Origin of the sequence: Streptomyces sp. NPDC048417 (assembly GCF_040651615.1) — a bacterium.
Lineage (GTDB): Bacteria > Actinomycetota > Actinomycetes > Streptomycetales > Streptomycetaceae > Streptomyces.
Genome location: NZ_JBEZKI010000019.1, coordinates 16,213 through 34,389, shown reverse-complemented (window position 1 = coordinate 34,389; position 18,177 = coordinate 16,213). Strand labels below are relative to the sequence as shown.

The window sequence follows — 18,177 nt, the reverse complement described above, 5'->3', positions numbered from 1 at the left end:
CGCCTCGCGGCGGGTCACTTCTTGTCGAGCAGGTCCTGGACCTTGGCCTTGACGTCGTCCGTGGCCAGGCCGCGGATCGTCAGGGTGGTACGCCGGCGCAGCACGTCGTCCGTCGTCTCGGCCCACTCGTTGTCCCGGGCCCACACGACCTGCGCCCAGATCTCCGGGGCGTCCGGGTGGACCCGTTCGGCCAGGTCCGGGTGCTCGTTGGCGAGCCGGGCTATGTCGAAGGCCAGCGAACCGTAGTGGGTGGCCAGGTGCTTGGCCGTGTCGGCGGCCATGCGCGGGCCGGGGGCCGGGCTGTCCACCAGCAGCCGGTGGGCGACCGCCCGGGGGTTGGCGACGCCGGGCAGCGGCAGCTTCTTCGGCAGCGAGGCGATCGGCTCGAAGTCGTCGCCCAGCGGGTGCCCCGGCAGCGCCTCCAGCTTCTCCATCACCGTACGGCCGATGTGCCGGAACGTGGTCCACTTGCCGCCCGCGACGGACAGCATGCCGCCCTTGCCCTCGGTGACCACGGTCTCCCGCTTGGCCTTCGCGGTGTCGCCGGGGCCGCCCGGCAGCACCCGCAGGCCCGCGAAGGAGTAGGTGATCAGGTCGCGCCGGAGCTGCTGGTCCCGGACCGAGAACGCGGCCTCGTCCAGGATCTGGGCGATGTCCTTCTCGGTGACGGAGACGTCCGCCGGGTCGCCCTCGTACTCCTCGTCGGTGGTGCCGAGCAGGAGCATGTCCTCCCAGGGGAGGGCGAAGGTGATCCGGTACTTGTCGATGGGGGTCGCGAGGGCGGCCTTCCACGGGGCCGTCCGCTTCAGGACCAGGTGCGCGCCCTTCGACAGGCGGATGGACGGGGCCGCGTTCGGGTCCTCCAGCCGGCGCAGGTGGTCGACCCAGGGGCCGGTCGCGTTGAGCACCAGCCGGGCGTTGACGCCGAACTCCTCGCCGGAGACCGCGTCCTTGAGGTCGGCGCCGGTCACCCGGCCCTTGGTGAAGCGCAGGCCGGTGACCTGGGCGTGGTTGAGGACGACCGCGCCCGCCTCGACGGCCGCGCGGACCGTCATCAGCGCCATGCGCGCGTCGTTCATCTGGTCGTCGCCGTACACGGCCACGGCCTTGAGGTTCTCGGTGCGCAGCTCCGGCACGTCCCGCTGCGCCCGCGCGGGCGAGAGCAGGTGGCCGACGCCGTCACCGAACGCGGAGAGCGCGGAGTAGGCGAACACGCCCGCCCCGAGCTTCGCCGCGCCGTGCGGACCGCCCTTGTACACGGGGAGGTAGAACGTGAGCGGGTTCGCCAGGTGGGGGGCCACCTGGCGGGAGACCGCACGGCGTTCGAAGTGGTTCTCCGCCACCAGCTTCACCGCGCCGGTCTGCAGGTAGCGCAGACCGCCGTGGAGGAGCTTGGAGGAGGCGGAGGAGGTGGCGCCGGCGAAATCGCCGGCGTCGACCAGGGCCACCCTGAGACCGGACTGCGCGGCGTGCCAGGCGGTGGAGATGCCCAGGATGCCGCCGCCGATCACAAGAAGGTCGTACGACGCCTTGGAGAGCTGCTCCCTGGTCTCGGCCCGGCTCGGAAGCGAGCCGGAGGCCGGGTGCGTTCCCAGGGCAGGCACGGACTGCAGGGTGGACTGACTGGTCATGTCGGGTTCTTACTCCTCGTCAGAGCTCGATCGTGAGAGCGCGCTCGCTCTCGTCAGCTCTCGTCGTCGATCCAGCCCATGGTCCGCTCGACGGCCTTGAGCCAGTTCTTGTACTCACGGTCGCGGGTCTCCGCGTCCATGTGGGGGGTCCACTCGGCGGCCCGGCGCCAGTTGGCGCGCAGTTCGTCGGTGCTGGACCAGAAGCCGACGGCGAGGCCGGCGGCATAGGCGGCGCCGAGACAGGTGGTCTCGGCGACCATCGGGCGCACCACGGGTGCGTCGAGGACGTCGGAGAGCGTCTGCATCAGCAGGTTGTTGGAGGTCATGCCGCCGTCGACCTTGAGGGTCACCAGCTCGTCGCCGGAGTCCTTCACCATGGCGTCCGCGATCTCGCGGGTCTGCCAGGCGGTGGCTTCCAGGACGGCGCGGGCCAGGTGCGCCTTGGTGACGTACCGGGTCAGGCCGGCGATGACACCGCGGGCGTCCGAGCGCCAGTGCGGAGCGAACAGACCGGAGAAGGCCGGCACGAAGTAGGCGCCGCCGTTGTCCTCGACCGAGAGCGCGAGCGTCTCGATCTCGGCCGCGGTGGAGATCAGGCCCATCTGGTCGCGCATCCACTGCACCAGCGAGCCGGTGACGGCGATCGAGCCCTCCAGCGCGTACACGGTCGGCTGGTCGCCGATCTTGTAGCCGACCGTGGTCAGCAGGCCCGCGTAGGAGTTGATGATCTTGGTGCCGGTGTTCATCACCATGAAGGTGCCGGTGCCGTAGGTGGACTTGGTCTCGCCCTCGGAGAAACAGGTCTGGCCGAACAGGGCCGCCTGCTGGTCGCCGAGCGCGGAGGCGACCGGGATGCCGCCGAGCAGCTCGCCGAGGCTGCCGCCGGTGACCTCGCCGTACACCTCGGCGGAGGACCGGATCTCGGGCAGGATCTGCAGCGGGACGCCGATGGATTCGGCGATCTTCTCGTCCCACTGCATGGTGTGCAGGTTCATCAGCAGGGTGCGGGAGGCGTTGGTGACGTCGGTGACGTGCCGGCCGCCGTCGGTCCCGCCGGTCAGGTTCCAGATGACCCAGGAGTCCATGGTGCCGAAGAGGATGTCGCCGGCCTCGGCGCGCTCCTTGAGGCCGTCGACGTTGTCGAGCAGCCAGCGGGCCTTGGGGCCGGCGAAGTAGGAGGCCAGCGGGAGGCCGGTCTCGCGGCGGAAGCGGTCCTGGCCGACGTTGCGGCCGAGCTCCCGGCAGAGGGCGTCGGTGCGGGTGTCCTGCCAGACGATGGCGTTGTGGACGGGCTCACCGGTGTTCTTGTCCCACAGCACGGTGGTCTCGCGCTGGTTGGTGATGCCGATGGCCTTGATGTCGTCGCGGGTGATGCCGGCCTTCCGGATGGCCCCGGCGACGACTTCCTGGACGTTGGTCCAGATCTCGTTGGCGTTGTGTTCGACCCAGCCCGGCTTGGGGAAGATCTGCTCGTGCTCCTTCTGGTCGACCGCGACGATGCGGCCGTCCTTGTCGAAGACGATGCAGCGGCTGGAGGTCGTGCCCTGGTCGATCGCGGCGATGAAGGGGCCCGCGGTGTGGGCGTCGGTCACTGTGTGCTCCTCGAAGATCCGTGGTGTGTGGCGGTACGTCTGCTGCTTCAGCGGAGTTCTGCCGGTAGCGGAGGCCTGCTTCTAAGCAAAAGCGACGTTGTAGATGCCCGCGGCTATCGCTCCGCCGATCAGCGGACCGACCACCGGGATCCAGGCGTAGCTCCAGTCGGAACCGCCCTTGTTGGGCAGGGGGAGCAGCGCGTGCACGATACGCGGGCCGAGGTCACGGGCCGGGTTGATGGCGTAACCCGTCGGGCCGCCGAGCGAGAGACCGATGGAGACGACCACCAGGGCGGTGATCAGGCCGCCCAGCACACCGAGGCCGTTGCCCTTGTCGTTGAGGCCCTGCGTGAGGACCGCCAGGATCAGCACGACGGTGCCGATGATCTCCGTGGCGAGGTTCTGCACCACGTTCCGGATCTCGGGACCGGTGGAGAAGATGCCGAGGACCGGGCCGGCGCCCTTCTCCTCCGCCTCGACGGCCTTGGCCGTGGTGGCCTGCGCGCCCGGACCGCCGACGATCTCCTTGTCGGTCAGGTGCGCGTGGAACTGGCCGTAGTAGGCGACCCACACCAAGGTCGCGCCGATCAGCGCGCCGAGCAGCTGGCCGGCGAAGTAGACCGGAACGTTGCTCCAGTCGCTGTTCTTGATCGCGAGGGCGACGGTGACGGCCGGGTTGAGATGGGCGCCGGACAGCGGTCCGGAGATGTAGACCGCCGTCATGACGGCGAAGCCCCAACCGAAGGCGATGGCGAGCCAGCCGGCGTTACGGGCCTTGGAGGCCTTGAGCGTGACGGCGGCGCACACACCGCCGCCGAGCAGGATGAGTATGGCGGTACCGATGGTCTCGCCGATGAAGATGTCGGAGCTGGACACCCGCGACTCCTTTGTCCTTCGTCCAGGGAAGCCGAACCCCGAGTCCCGTCGGGGTGTTGGCGCCCTCGTGGGTGAGAGCGAATCCGGCCTTTGGCGTTGTCACACTCTAGCGCGTATTGCCGGTAGGTGTTCGACAATGCCGACCGATGGACGGGAGTCTCGCTCCGGCGTTACGTGTGCGTCAAGAGTTCTGTTATCGAAAGCGCGATCGTTATTGATTGCCGTGAGTTGTCGATCTTTGTCGGGATCGCGGCCCGGATCCGCTGCGGCAGCCCCACTGAACTCCACTTTTGTTCTGTTTTGTCCACATCAGAGTACGACTGAGGCCGGTCCGCCGACAGGCGGACCGGCCTCAGTGGTGATCAGTGGAGCGCGGTCAGAACCGTCCCGCGCCCAGGTCGCGCGAGACCGCCCGGGCGCAGTCGCGCACCGCGGCGATCAGCTCGGGCTGCAGCTCCCCGTCCTTGCACAGCCGCTCCACGGCGCCCGTGATGCCCACCGCGCCCACCGGCATGCGCCGCCGGTCGTGGATCGGGGCCGCGACCGAGGCCACGCCCTCCCACGTCTCCTCCACGTCCGCCGCGTATCCCCGTGCGCGCGTGATGTCGAGGAGGTGTTCGAAAGCGTCCAGGTCGCAGGTCGTGCGGTCGGTGAACGGCTTGCGGTCGGCCTCCAGGGCCTCGCTGTGTGCCACCGGGTCGTAGGCCGACAGCACCTTGCCGAGGGCCGTGGAGTGCAGCGGCTGCATCGCCCCGATCTCCAGCACCTGCCGGCTGTCGTCGGGCCGGAACACGTGGTGCACGATCAGCACACCCTGCTGATGGAGAACGCCCAGGTAGACGCTCTCACCGCTGGACCGGGCCAGGTCGTCCGTCCATACCAGCGCCCGGGCCCGCAGCTCGTGCACGTCCAGGTAGGTGGTGCCGAGCCGCAGCAGCTCGGCGCCCAGCTGGTAGCGCCCCGAGGCCTCCTCCTGCTCGACGAACCCCTCCTGCTGAAGGGTGCGCAGTATGCCGTGCGCGGTGCCCTTGGCCAGACCCAGTGACGAGGCGATGTCGGACAGGCCGAGCCGTCGCTCGCCGCCCGCGAGCAGCCGCAGCATCGCGGCCGCCCGTTCGAGCGACTGGATGTTCCGTGCCATCGCAGTCCTGCCTCCGTCCCCTACGACCTTCGCCGTAAGACTGCCGTAACCGTCGTTCGGCAATGTCGAACACTACCGGTCCATGCCGACTCTCCGCTAATGGTCGGTCGACACCTGTTACACCAGGCGTGGTCCGTGCCCGCCGCACGTGCGGTTCCCGTGGCTCACCTCACCTGCGGTTCCCGTGCGCGGCGCGGACGCCGTGGTGGGCGACATACTCGCCCATCCGCCGCCCCACCAGCCCTCTCACTCGTCCGCCACATGGACGCCCTGCCCATCCAAGCCCACACCCGGTTAGGCTGGCGCAGTGCGTCCACGCCCGGGCCCGGCCCGGCGCACCGCATAGCCGACAGCCGTCGCATCCAAGGGAGCCCTTCATGGCCTCGTTGCCGCCGTCCCCTTCCGCCGACAGCCGGACCCGTGTGTCCGCGCTCCGAGAGGCGCTCGCCGCACGGGTGGTGGTCGCCGACGGAGCCATGGGCACCATGCTCCAGGCGCAGGACCCCACCCTCGACGACTTCCAGCAGCTGGAGGGCTGCAACGAGATCCTGAACCTGACCCGCCCCGACATCGTCCGCTCGGTCCACGAGGCGTACTTCGACGCGGGCGTGGACTGCGTCGAGACCAACACCTTCGGCGCCAACTACGCGGCGATGGCCGAGTACGACATCCCCGAGCGCGTCTACGAACTCTCCGAGGCGGGCGCCCGGATCGCGCGCGAGACCGCCGACGGCTATCTCGCCCGCGACGGCCGCCAGCGCTGGGTGCTCGGCTCCATCGGCCCCGGCACCAAGCTGCCCACCCTCGGTCACATCGGGTACACCACGATCCGCGACGCCTTCCAGCAGAACGCCGAGGGCCTGATCGCGGGCGGCGCGGACGCGCTGATCGTGGAGACCACTCAGGACCTGCTCCAGACCAAGGCCGCCGTGATCGGCGCCCACCGCGCCCGCGAGATCGCCGGCCTGGACGTCCCGATCGTCGTCTCCGTCACCGTCGAGACGACCGGCACCATGCTGCTGGGCTCCGAGATCGGTGCCGCGCTCACCGCGCTGGAGCCGCTCGGCATCGACATGATCGGCATGAACTGCGCCACCGGCCCCGCCGAGATGAGTGAGCACCTGCGCTACCTCTCCCGGCACTCCCGTATCGCGCTGTCGTGCATGCCCAACGCCGGCCTGCCCGTCCTCGGCAAGGACGGCGCCAGCTACCCGCTCACCCCCTCCGAGCTGGCCGACGCCCACGAGACCTTCGTACGGGACTACGGCCTCTCCCTCATCGGCGGCTGCTGCGGCACCACCCCCGAGCACCTGCGCCAGGTCGTCGAGCGGGTCCGGGGCGTCACCCCGCCCGAGCGCGACCCGCGCCCCGAGCCCGGCGCCGCCTCCCTCTACCAGACCGTCCCGTTCCGCCAGGACACCTCGTACCTGGCCATCGGCGAGCGCACCAACGCCAACGGTTCCAAGAAGTTCCGCGAGGCCATGCTGGACGCCCGCTGGGACGACTGTGTGGAGATGGCCCGCGAGCAGATCCGCGAGGGCGCCCACATGCTGGACCTCTGCGTGGACTACGTCGGCCGGGACGGCGTCGCCGACATGCGGGAGCTGGCCGGCCGTTTCGCCACCGCCTCCACGCTGCCGATCGTCCTGGACTCCACCGAGGTCCCGGTCATCCAGGCCGGACTGGAGAAGCTCGGGGGCCGCGCCGTCATCAACTCCGTCAACTACGAGGACGGCGACGGCCCGGAGTCCCGCTTCGCCAAGGTCACCACGCTGGCGCGCGAGCACGGCGCCGCGCTGATCGCGCTGACCATCGACGAGGAGGGCCAGGCCCGCACCCCCGAGAAGAAGGTCGAGATCGCCGAACGGCTGATCGAGGACCTGACCGGGAACTGGGGCATCCACGAGTCGGACATCCTCATCGACACCCTGACCTTCACCATCTGCACCGGCCAGGAGGAGTCCCGGGGGGACGGCATCGCCACCATCGAGGCGATCCGCGAACTCAAGCGCCGCCACCCGGACGTCCAGACCACGCTCGGCCTGTCCAACATCTCCTTCGGCCTCAACCCGGCCGCCCGCATCCTGCTGAACTCCGTCTTCCTCGACGAGTGCGTCAAGGCGGGCCTGGACTCGGCGATCGTGCACGCGAGCAAGATCCTGCCGATCGCCCGATTCTCAGAGGAGGAGGTGGGGACCGCCCTCGACCTGGTCTACGACCGCCGCGCCGAGGGCTACGACCCGCTCCAGAAGCTGATGGCCCTCTTCGAGGGCGCCACCGCCAAGTCCCTCAAGGCCGGCAAGGCCGAGGAACTGGCCGCCCTCCCGCTGGAGGAGCGCCTCAAGCGCCGCATCATCGACGGCGAGAAGAACGGCCTGGAGGCCGACCTGGACGCGGCCCTCCAGGACCGCCCCGCCCTCGACATCGTCAACGAGACCCTGCTGGACGGCATGAAGGTCGTCGGCGAGCTGTTCGGCTCGGGCCAGATGCAGCTGCCGTTCGTCCTCCAGTCCGCCGAGGTCATGAAGTCCGCGGTCGCCTACCTCGAACCGCACATGGAGAAGTCGGACTCCGAGGGCAAGGGCACCATCGTGCTCGCCACCGTGCGCGGCGATGTCCACGACATCGGCAAGAACCTCGTCGACATCATCCTGTCCAACAACGGCTACAACGTCGTCAACCTCGGCATCAAGCAGCCCGTCTCCGCGATCCTGGAGGCCGCCGACGAGCACCGGGCCGACGTCATCGGCATGTCCGGCCTGCTGGTCAAGTCCACGGTGATCATGAAGGAGAACCTGGAGGAGCTCAACCAGCGTGGCCTGGCGGCCAGTTACCCGGTGATCCTGGGCGGCGCCGCCCTCACCCGTGCCTATGTCGAGCAGGACCTGCACGAGATCTACGAGGGCGAGGTCCGCTACGCCCGCGACGCCTTCGAGGGCCTGCGCCTGATGGACGCGCTCATCGGCGTCAAGCGCGGAGTACCCGGCGCCAGCCTGCCGGAACTGAAGCAGCGCCGGGTGCGGCCGACCGCCACCGTCGAGGCCGAGGAGCGGCCCGAGGAGGGCCACGTCCGCTCCGACGTCGCCGTCGACAACCCGGTGCCCACCCCGCCGTTCTGGGACACCCGCGTCATCAAGGGCATCCAGCTCAAGGAGTACGCGAGCTGGCTCGACGAGGGCGCCCTCTTCAAGGGCCAGTGGGGCCTCAAGCAGGCCCGCACCGGCGAGGGCCCCTCGTACGAGGAACTCGTGGAGAGCGAAGGCCGTCCCCGGCTGCGCGGCCTGCTGGACCAGCTCCAGACCGAGAACCTGCTGGAGGCGGCCGTGGTCTACGGCTACTTCCGCTGCGTCTCCAAGGACGACGACCTGATCATCCTGGACGAACGCGGCAACGAGCGCACCCGGTTCACGTTCCCGCGCCAGCGTCGCGGCCGCCGGCTGTGCCTCGCCGACTTCTTCCGCCCGGAGGAGTCCGGGGAGACGGACGTGGTCGGCCTCCAGGTCGTCACCGTCGGCTCCCGCATCGGTGAGCGGACCGCCAAGCTCTTCGAGGCCAACTCCTACCGCGACTACCTCGAACTGCACGGCCTGTCCGTCCAGTTGGCCGAGGCACTCGCCGAGTACTGGCACGCGCGCGTCCGTGCGGAGCTGGGCTTCGCCGGCGAGGACCCGAGCGACGTCGAGGACATGTTCGCCCTGAAGTACCGGGGCGCCCGCTTCTCCCTCGGCTACGGCGCCTGCCCCAACCTGGAGGACCGCGCCAAGATCGCCGACCTGCTCCAGCCCGAGCGGATCGGCGTCCAGCTGTCCGAGGAGTTCCAGCTCCACCCCGAGCAGTCCACGGACGCCATCGTGATCCACCACCCGGAGGCGAAGTACTTCAACGCACGGTGAGCCCGCAGGTGTGCGGCGCTGAGCCGTACGTGTGCGGTGCGGCGCCGAGACGCGTGCCACAGAGCACACTGATCGGATAAGTCGTACACTGGTCGGTCCACAGCAGGCCGGTTCCCCGCATGGGAACCGGCCTGGTCGTCCCTCAAGGAGGTGCGCCCGGATGACCAGTACGGTCCCCGCGCTCGGAACCCGCACGGCGGAAGGCTCGGCGCTTCAGGCGGTGCTCCTCGACATGGACGGCACCCTGGTGGACACCGAGGGCTTCTGGTGGGACGTCGAGGTCGAGATCTTCGCCCGCCTCGGCCACACCCTCGACGAGTCCTGGCGCCATGTCGTGGTCGGCGGCCCCATGACCCGCAGTGCCGGGTTCCTCATCGAGGCCACCGGAGCGGCCATCACGCTCGCCGAACTCAGCGTGCTGCTCAACGACGGCTTCGAGCAGCGCATCGGCACCGCGCTGCCGCTGATGCCGGGCGCCAAGCGGCTGCTCGCCGAACTCCACGAGCAGCAGATCCCCACCGCCCTGGTCTCCGCCTCGCACCGGCGGATCATCGACCGTGTCCTGATCTCGCTGGGCACCCAGCACTTCACCCTGTCCATCGCCGGCGACGAGGTCTCCCGCACCAAGCCCTATCCGGACCCGTATCTGCTCGCCGCCGCCGGCCTCGGGGTCGATCCGGCCAGATGCGCGGTCGTCGAGGACACCGCCACCGGTGTCGCCGCGGCCGAGGCCGCCGGGTGCCAGGTGGTCGCCGTACCGTCCGTCGCGCCTATCGCCCCGGCCGAGCGGCGCACCGTGGTCACCTCCCTGGAAGAGGTCGACCTGGCATTCCTACGCGGACTGATGACGGAAATGCGCTAGCCGTTCACCCAGCGTGCGAACAGCATTGGGTGAAATCCCGGCGTAGGTCATTCAACGGAATTCGCAACTGTTCAAGCGGCTGAATTCCGATACCCGCCCCCGTCATTGGGCATGTGACGTTCCCCACGTGCACGGGGGTCGACAACGTTGCCCGGGTGTGCCGCTTCCCCCTGATCGGGGGGAATTCAGGCGCCCTTGTGTCCCGATTGGGGAGACGCTGCACTAATCCTGCCGCCGTCGGGTTTTCGGTCTGTCCACAGCCGGTTCCACTGAGTGATGGGACCTCAACTCATGCGCCCGTGAACCCTCCTGCGGGCGCGGACTAATCTCATCGCGAGAACATCGCCGTTACCCCCGTGGTCCGCTTCGACACCCCTGCATGCCGGATACACGGACTCGAACAGCTCTGGAGAACTTCGAGCATGAACCGCAAGACTTTGGTGCTGCCGGCTGTGATCGGCCTGCTCACTCCGGTTCTCGCCGCGTGCGGTGGATCCGACAGTGGCAGCGCGAGTGACGGCGCGATCGTCGTCGGCACCACCGACGGGTTCACCGCCACGAAGGACGCCCCGGCGCCGGTCGATCCCGCGTATTCCTACGACGTCGGCGGCTGGAACATCCTGCGTCAGACGGTGCAGACCCTGATGAGTCAGCCCAAGGGCGAGGGCGACCCGGTCCCCGACGCCGCCGAGAGCTGCTCCTTCACCGACAGCGGCAGCGAGCGCTACGCCTGCAAGCTGCGCGAGGGCCTGAAGTTCTCCGACGGCAACGCCGTCACCGCCGAGGACGTCAAGTGGTCCATGCAGCGCGCCCTGCGGATCAAGTCCGACACCGGCGTCTACGCCCTCCTCTCGAACATCGACACCATCGAGACGCAGGGCGACCGCGAGGTCATCTTCCACCTCAAGGCCGCCGACGCCACCTTCCCGTACAAGCTGTCCACCCCGGTCGCGGGCATCGTGAACCCGAAGGACTACGAGAAGGACAAGCTCCGCGACGGCTTCGACATCGACGGTTCCGGCCCCTACACCTTCAAGGCCGACGTCAAGAACGACGAGCTGGTCTCGGCCACCTTCACCAAGAACCCGAACTACAAGGGCAGCGTGAAGGTGAACAACGAGCAGGTCGTCATGCGCTCGTACAAGGACGCCGCCGCCATGGGCGAGGCGATCAACAAGGGCGACATCGACCTGATGACCCGCACCATGTCGCCGTCCCAGATCAAGAAGCTCGACACCGGCGACGACGCCAACGTCGACCTCGTCGAGATGTCCGGCCTGGAGATCCGCTACCTCGGCTTCAACACCGACGCGCCCACGGTCAAGTCCAAGGCCGTCCGCCAGGCCATGGCCCAGGTCATCAACCGCGACGAACTCGTCGCCAAGGTGTACGGCACCCAGGCCGAGCCGCTGTACTCGCTGGTCCCGGCCTCCGTGACCGGCCACTCCAACTCCTTCTTCAACAAGTACGGAGACCCGAACGTCTCCAAGGCCAAGAGCCTGCTGACCGCGGCGAACATCACCACCCCGGTGAAGCTCACGCTGCACTACACGACCGACCACTACGGTCCGGCCACCAAGCAGGAGTTCGAGGTCCTCAAGCAGCAGCTCAACGACACCGGCCTGTTCGACGTCAGCGTCGAGGGCACCCCCTGGGCGACGTACCAGACGGCCGAACGCAAGGGCGACTACGACGTCTACGGCATGGGCTGGTTCCCCGACTTCCCGGACGCCGACAACTTCCTCGCGCCGTTCCTCGACAAGGACAACTTCCTCAAGTCGCCCTACACCAACAACCGGATCATCAACACGCTGATCCCGGAGTCCCGCCGCGAGGCCGACCGGGCCAGCGCCACCGGCAGCCTGACCGAGATCCAGGACGACGTCGCCGACGACGTCCCGGTGCTGCCGCTGTGGCAGGGCAAGCAGTTCGTCGCCGCCCGCGACGACATCACGGGCGTCGCCTACGCCCTCAACTCCTCCGCCAGCCTCCAGCTGTGGGAGCTCGGCCGCGGCTCCAGCAGCTGACGACCGGTCACACGACGCGAAGGGCGCCCCCTCTCCACGGAGAGGGGGCGCCCTTGCCGTTTCCTCGGCCTACTGCGCGCCGGGCCGCACCAGACCGCTCTCGTACGCGTACACCGCCGCCTGCACGCGGTCCCGCAGCCCCAGCTTGGTCAGCACATGCCCCACATGCGTCTTGACCGTGGTCTCGCTGACGAACAGATCGGCGGCGATCTCCGCGTTCGACAACCCCCGCGCGACCAGCTTCAGTACTTCCACCTCACGGTCGGTGAGCGTGTGCAGAGTGTCCGGCACCGGCTCCTCGCCGGACGGCAGATGCGTGGCGTACTTGTCCAGCAGTCGGCGCGTGATGCTCGGCGCCAGCATCGCCTCGCCGCCCGCCACCACCCGGATCGCCTGCACCAGCTCGTTGGCCGGGGCGTCCTTCAGCAGGAAGCCGCTGGCGCCCGCGCGCAACGCCTCCACCACGTACTCGTCGAGATCGAACGTGGTCAGCACCAGCACCTTCGCCGGGCCGTCCCGGCCGGGACCGGTGATCTGCCGGGTCGCCTCCACGCCGTCCATCCGCGGCATCCGGATGTCCATCAGCACCACATCCGGCTGGAGGGCGCGCACCTGGTCGAGAGCCTGGAGGCCGTCTCCGGCCTCGCCCACGACCGCGATGTCCTGCTCGGCCTCCAGGATCATCCGGAACCCGGTTCGCAGCAGTGGCTGGTCGTCGACCAGTAGGACGCGGATGGCCACGGTGAGTCTCCTTCGCTAGTCCGCGCCCATTCTGCCCTGCGGAAGGTCCCCGGACTCGGCCGACCTCACCGGCAGCGGGTACGGCGGGGGAGTACCGCCGAACTCAGGGCAGTGCGCCTGGTGGTCGCACCAGCCGCACAGCTTCGTCGGACGCGGCCGCCACTGCCCGGACTCCGTCGCCTGCCGGATCGACTCCCACAGGGCGAGCAGCTTGCGCTCCACCCGCTCCAGATCGGCGAGCACCGGGTCGTACGTCAGCACGTCACCGCTGCCGAGATAGACCAGCTGCAGCCGCCTCGGCACCACGTTCTTCAGCCGCCACACCACCAGGGCGTAGAACTTCATCTGGAACAGCGCGCCCTCGGCGTACTCCGGCCGCGGCGCCTTGCCGGTCTTGTAGTCGACGATCCGCACCTCACCCGTCGGCGCGACGTCGACCCGGTCGATGATCCCGCGCAGCCGCAGCCCCGACTCCAGCTCCGTCTCGACGAACAGCTCCCGCTCCACCGGCTCCAGCCGCGACGGATCCTCCAGCGTGAACCAGCGCTCGACGAGCTGCTCCGCCTCACCCAGCCAGCGGGCCAGCCGCTCCCCCTCGGGATCGTCCGTGAACAGCTCACCGACCTCCGGCCTGCTCTCCCGCAGCCGGTCCCACTGCCCCGGAACCAGCGACTTGGCCCGCGGCGCCGTCCGCTCCGCGGCGGGCGCGTCGAAGAGCCGCTCCAGGACCGCGTGCACCAGCGTCCCCCGGGTCGCCGCCTCGCTCGGCTTCTCCGGCAGCCGGTCGATGACCCGGAACCGGTACAGCAACGGACACTGCATGAAGTCACTGGCCCGTGACGGCGACAGCGAGGCCGGCGGTCGGGCCGCCGTCGCCCGCGCCGCCGTGACCGGCCCTTCCCCCTGAGTGACGGCCGCGTCCTGAGCCGGCGAGGCGTCCTCGATGCTGCTCTCCATGACCACAGACCATACGGCCCGCCACTGACAGTCACCCAACCCGCTCGACGCCCCGGCCAACACAAGGGGTGCCGGGGCGAAACGCGTCACGACGGCCGCATACCATCGACCGGAGACGATGCTTCTAGCGAGGGGACACCGTGGACGTGAGCGGCGGGAGCGGGCAGCCCCGGTCGGACGACGCCGAACCGACCGAGCGGCCCGCAGGTCCTACGGCCCCGACCAACGACGGAGGCCCGGACCCCATCGACGCCCCGACGGTTCCGCCACGGGCCGGGACACCCGCCGACACCGGGAAACCGGAGCCGGAGCCCGAACCGTCCGCCGAGACGCCCACCCCGGAGAACAAGAACCCGAAGGCGCCCCCTCCCGAACCACCTGCCTCCGCCACCGACGAAACCGCCGCCCCCGGCGCCTCCGGCCCTGACAAGACCGGTGCTACCGGCGCCGACGAGGCCGGCGAGCGTGCTCACGCGCACTCCGGTATCGCGAAGGGACAGCCGCCGCGGCGGCCCAGGGAACCAGGCGGCGGGCTGCTCATGGGGCGGCCCTTCGGCGTACCCGTGTACGTGGCCCCCAGCTGGTTCATCGTCGCCGCGCTGATCACCTGGGTCTTCGGCGGCCAGCTCGACCGCGTGCTGCCCGAACTCGGCGCCGCCCGCTACCTCGTCTCCCTCTTCTTCGCCATCGCCTTCTACGCCTCCGTCCTGGTCCACGAACTCGCCCACACGGTCGCCGCGATCCGCTTCAAACTCCCCGTCCGCCGCATCCAGCTGCAGTTCTTCGGCGGCGTCTCCGAGATCGAGAAGGAGGCCGAGACCCCCGGACGGGAGTTCGTGCTGGCCTTCGTCGGCCCCCTGCTCTCCCTCGTCCTCTCCGGCCTCTTCTACCTCGCCATGCAGCCCGTCGAGCCCGGCACGGTCCCCGGCGTCCTGCTGGCCGGCCTGATGGTCTCCAACCTCATCGTGGCCATCTTCAACCTCCTGCCCGGCCTGCCCCTCGACGGCGGCCGGATGCTCCGCGCCGTCGTCTGGAAGATCACCGGCAGGCCCATGAGCGGCACCGTCGCCGCCGCCTGGGTCGGCCGCGCCCTCGCCGTCGCCGTCCTGATCGGCCTCCCGCTGCTCAACTACTCGGGCGCCTTCGGCGGCGGCACCGAGGACGCCAACGGGATGGACGCCCTCACCGACGGCCTGCTCGCCGCCGTCCTCGCCGCGATCATCTGGACCGGCGCCGGCAACAGCCTGCGCATGGCCAGGCTGCGCGAACACCTCCCGGAGCTGCGCGCCCGCACCCTCACCCGCCGCGCCGTGCCCGTGGAGACAGAGACCCCCCTCTCCGAGGCCCTGCGCCGCGCCAACGCCGCCGGGGCCCGCGCCCTGGTCGTCGTCGACGCCGACGGCAACCCCCTCTCCCTGGTCCGCGAAGCCGCCATCGTCGGCGTACCGGAGCACCGCCGCCCCTGGGTCGCCGTCAGCGGCCTCGCCCAGGACCTCACCGACGGCATGCGCGTCTCCGCGGAACTGGCGGGAGAGGACCTCCTCGACGTGCTGCGCGCCACCCCTGCCACCGAGTACCTGGTGGTCGAGGAGACCGGCGAGATCTACGGTGTCCTGTCGGCGGCCGACGTCGAGCGCGCCTTCGTACGGGCCATGGCCCGCCCCAGCTGAGCCCCGCTGCGCCCGGGCGGAGGGCGTTCCCCGTGGTCGGTGGCCTCCACAAACCCCGGTAGGCTGTTCACATGTCCGAACCGACCGGTGCCGCCCGCAGGCGCGGGCCCTTCAAGGTCGGGGACCAGGTTCAGCTGACCGACCCCAAGGGCCGCCACTACACGTTCACGCTCGAAGCCGGGAAGAACTTCCACACCCACAAGGGCTCCTTCCCGCACGACGAACTGATCGGCGCTCCCGAGGGCAGCGTTGTCCGCACCACCGGCAACGTCGCCTACCTCGCGCTGCGCCCCCTGCTCCCCGACTACGTCCTGTCCATGCCCCGCGGGGCCGCCGTCGTCTACCCCAAGGACGCGGGGCAGATCCTCTCCTTCGCCGATATCTTCCCCGGCGCCCGCGTCGTCGAAGCCGGCGTCGGCTCCGGCTCGCTCAGCAGCTTCCTGCTGCGCGCCATCGGCGACCAGGGCATGCTGCACAGCTACGAGCGCCGCGAGGACTTCGCCGAGATCGCCCAGCAGAACGTGGAACGCTACTTCGGCGGTCCGCACCCCGCGTGGCAGCTCACCGTCGGCGACCTCCAGGACAACCTGTCGGACACCGACGTCGACCGTGTCATCCTCGACATGCTCGCGCCCTGGGAGTGCCTCGAGGCTGTCTCCAAGGCGCTCGTGCCCGGCGGCATCCTGTGCTGCTACGTCGCCACCACCACCCAGCTCGCGCGGACCGTCGAGTCCATCCGCGAGATCGGCTGCTTCAACGAGCCGACCTCCTGGGAGACGATGATCCGCAACTGGCACGTGGAAGGCCTGGCCGTCCGCCCCGACCACCGGATGATCGGCCACACCGGCTTCCTGCTCACCGCCCGCCGCCTCGCCGACGGCGTCGAGCCGCCCATGCGCCGCCGCCGCCCCGCCAAGGGCGCCTACGGCGAGGACTACGACGGCCCCAACGCCGACGGCGGCACCGGCCGCTGAGCCGTCCCGTCATCGCGTCGCAGCGTCAACGTACGAGCGCTGCTGCCGAGTTCCCCCGACCCGACCGGAACTCGGCAGCGGCGCTCACGCGTTGACGCGACAGCACGCTGACGCGGCGCAGGACCACGGAACCCCACGCCCGCCCCCGCCAACCCCACGGCCACGGAACCCCACCCCGCCCTCGCGGAAACCAGCCCTGCCGTCGCGCGGAAGCCCACCCCGCCGTCACGGCAGTCCCCCCGCCGTCGCGGCATCCCCCACCCCGCCGTCGCCGCGGCTCACCGCCGGAACGGAAGCTCGCCCGTCCGCCACGGAAGCCTCGTCGGCTGTGGTGGAAGCCTCTCCCGGTCGTCACGGAAGCTGTCGTGGGAGGCGGCCGTCGTCGGAAGCGCACCCCGCCGTTCCCCACCCACTGTGACGTGTGGCACTATGCAGGCCATCCCCCACCGGCACAGGCCTCGCAGGAGACACTCCTAGTGCAGCAATCCGTGGTCCCGGAGCTCGCTCACACCGACCCCCGCCCCATGCACTGGCTCGCCACCGCCACTGCTGTGACCGGCGTCATCGCGCTGTCATCCCTCTTCCAGCCGGGCGCGGCCAAGGCCGCCCAGCCCACGGCCGGCACCGAGACGAAGCCCACCCCCGCGGCCACCGCGCCGCCCAGCGTCACCGGCGTGGACTTCCCCCTCGACTGCGGCCCTGTGAAGGAAGTGGTCGTCAAGAAAGCCACCGGCGACCTCGACGGCGACGGCAGACCGGAAACCGTGGCGGTGGTCCACTGCGACTCGGCCATGGGCACCCCGCCCGACGGCGTCTACGTCCTCACCCAGGCCGCCGACGCCACCCGCCCCCGCGTCGTCGCCACCCTCGTCGACCCCAAGGACCGGCTCACGGTCACCGACTTCACCGTCGCCGCCAGAACGGTCACCGCGACCCTGCTCGGCTATTCCTCGGACAATGTGCCCAGTTGCTGCCCGGACGTGAAGACCCGCGCCACCTGGCGCTGGGACGGCCACACGTTCGTCCGCTCCACACCCGCGGCCGCCCACAGCGTCTGACCACCGCACCCGCACGACCCACAGGCCACGCGGGGTGGCCGGAAAGTCACTCCGCGTCCGGCCCGTACACCTCGACCCGGTCCGTGACCCGGCGCACGTGAATGCAGTCGCCCGGACACTCCCGCGCCGAATCCACCACATCCGTCAGCAGCGGCAACGGCACCGGCACCGTCGCCCCCTTCGCCTGCAGCAGTTCGTCGTCCACGCCCTTCACATAGGCCAGGCCGTCGATGTCCAGCTCGAAAACCTCCGGGGCGTACTGGGCACAGATCCCGTCACCTGTGCAAAGATCCTGGTCGATCCAGACCTCAAGCGCCTCCGCGCCGGCCAGGGTCTCCTGCTGCACGGTCATCTCTCCTGCCGTCGAAAGCGCCGGACAGCCGGACCCGGCGGTCACCCGGTCCCGCCCCGGCGGGTGTTGAACTCCTTCGACCCTACCCCCGCCCGAACCGGCCCCGGCCGTGCCCTCCGCCGCGCACCCCCCGCGCCCGGAGGCCCCTCCGACCCGCGCACACGGCGCACCCGGCCGCGCGTGACGACGGCGCTCGGCCACCGGATCGATCGACTTGAGCCAACCCGCAACCCGTGCCGGCGATCACCCACGCCACCCGCCCGGTTGCTCTGTGTAAGGGAGCCCTCACCGGGGCACAACCCCTGAACCGGCATCGGAGCGGACAACTCCGGTCAGTCACGGAGGGTTTTGACCGCTCCCGGCCTGGAACACGCAGCTTCTGAATCGCGTTGAGTGGGTATCC

The 18,177-nt window shown here is 70.0% G+C and carries 13 protein-coding genes; 6 read left to right on the top strand and 7 right to left on the bottom strand.

The genetic code is table 11. The features are described from left to right. Positions 1-14 precede the first annotated feature (14 nt). The 4 genes from AB0D59_RS28385 to AB0D59_RS28370 form a co-directional block, all read right to left on the bottom strand. Positions 15-1,631 (bottom strand): glycerol-3-phosphate dehydrogenase/oxidase, encoded by a 1,617-nt coding sequence (locus AB0D59_RS28385; RefSeq protein ID WP_362571022.1) that lies wholly within the window; start codon positions 1,629-1,631, stop codon positions 15-17. 53 nt (positions 1,632-1,684) lie between these two features. Continuing rightward, positions 1,685-3,223, bottom strand: a complete 1,539-nt coding sequence (glpK, locus tag AB0D59_RS28380; RefSeq protein WP_362571020.1) for a glycerol kinase GlpK — start codon at positions 3,221-3,223, stop codon at positions 1,685-1,687. 81 nt (positions 3,224-3,304) lie between these two features. After that, positions 3,305-4,099, bottom strand: coding sequence for an MIP/aquaporin family protein (locus AB0D59_RS28375; RefSeq protein ID WP_362571017.1), 795 nt, complete (start codon positions 4,097-4,099; stop codon positions 3,305-3,307). 376 nt (positions 4,100-4,475) lie between these two features. Then, positions 4,476-5,240: an IclR family transcriptional regulator gene (locus tag AB0D59_RS28370; RefSeq protein WP_362571014.1), complete on the bottom strand. Its 765-nt coding sequence runs from the start codon at positions 5,238-5,240 to the stop codon at positions 4,476-4,478. Between the two features lie 377 nt (positions 5,241-5,617). Here AB0D59_RS28370 and metH point away from each other — a divergent pair, with 377 nt between their 5' ends. The 3 genes from metH (at position 5,618) to AB0D59_RS28355 (ending at position 12,022) form a co-directional block, all read left to right on the top strand. Then, entirely contained in the window at positions 5,618-9,133 is a 3,516-nt protein-coding gene (gene metH / locus AB0D59_RS28365; RefSeq protein ID WP_362571011.1) for a methionine synthase, read from the top strand. A gap of 160 nt (positions 9,134-9,293) precedes the next feature. Continuing rightward, positions 9,294-9,995 (top strand): HAD family phosphatase, encoded by a 702-nt coding sequence (locus tag AB0D59_RS28360; protein ID WP_362571008.1) that lies wholly within the window; start codon positions 9,294-9,296, stop codon positions 9,993-9,995. A gap of 422 nt (positions 9,996-10,417) precedes the next feature. After that, positions 10,418-12,022 (top strand): ABC transporter substrate-binding protein, encoded by a 1,605-nt coding sequence (locus tag AB0D59_RS28355; RefSeq protein WP_362571005.1) that lies wholly within the window; start codon positions 10,418-10,420, stop codon positions 12,020-12,022. Between the two features lie 69 nt (positions 12,023-12,091). Here the strand turns inward: AB0D59_RS28355 and AB0D59_RS28350 are convergent, their stop codons facing one another. Both AB0D59_RS28350 and AB0D59_RS28345 read right to left on the bottom strand, forming a co-directional pair. Continuing rightward, positions 12,092-12,763: a response regulator transcription factor gene (locus tag AB0D59_RS28350; protein ID WP_020939010.1), complete on the bottom strand. Its 672-nt coding sequence runs from the start codon at positions 12,761-12,763 to the stop codon at positions 12,092-12,094. Between the two features lie 15 nt (positions 12,764-12,778). Beyond that, entirely contained in the window at positions 12,779-13,720 is a 942-nt protein-coding gene (locus tag AB0D59_RS28345; RefSeq protein WP_362571002.1) for a RecB family exonuclease, read from the bottom strand. 140 nt (positions 13,721-13,860) lie between these two features. On the opposite strand from AB0D59_RS28345, the gene AB0D59_RS28340 reads away from it, so the two are divergent. The 3 genes from AB0D59_RS28340 (at position 13,861) to AB0D59_RS28330 (ending at position 17,422) form a co-directional block, all read left to right on the top strand. Next, complete coding sequence (locus AB0D59_RS28340; RefSeq protein ID WP_362570999.1) at positions 13,861-15,390, top strand: site-2 protease family protein; 1,530 nt, start codon at positions 13,861-13,863, stop codon at positions 15,388-15,390. A 71-nt stretch (positions 15,391-15,461) separates the two neighbouring features. After that, on the top strand, positions 15,462-16,364 hold the full coding sequence (locus AB0D59_RS28335) for a tRNA (adenine-N1)-methyltransferase (RefSeq protein ID WP_351700261.1): 903 nt from the start codon (positions 15,462-15,464) through the stop codon (positions 16,362-16,364). Positions 16,365-16,840: 476 nt separating this feature from the next. Next, positions 16,841-17,422, top strand: coding sequence for a hypothetical protein (locus AB0D59_RS28330; protein WP_362570996.1), 582 nt, complete (start codon positions 16,841-16,843; stop codon positions 17,420-17,422). 46 nt (positions 17,423-17,468) lie between these two features. On the opposite strand, the gene AB0D59_RS28325 is transcribed toward AB0D59_RS28330, so the two are convergent. Continuing rightward, positions 17,469-17,774, bottom strand: coding sequence for a ferredoxin (locus AB0D59_RS28325; protein WP_362570993.1), 306 nt, complete (start codon positions 17,772-17,774; stop codon positions 17,469-17,471). Between the last annotated feature and the right edge of the window lie 403 nt (positions 17,775-18,177).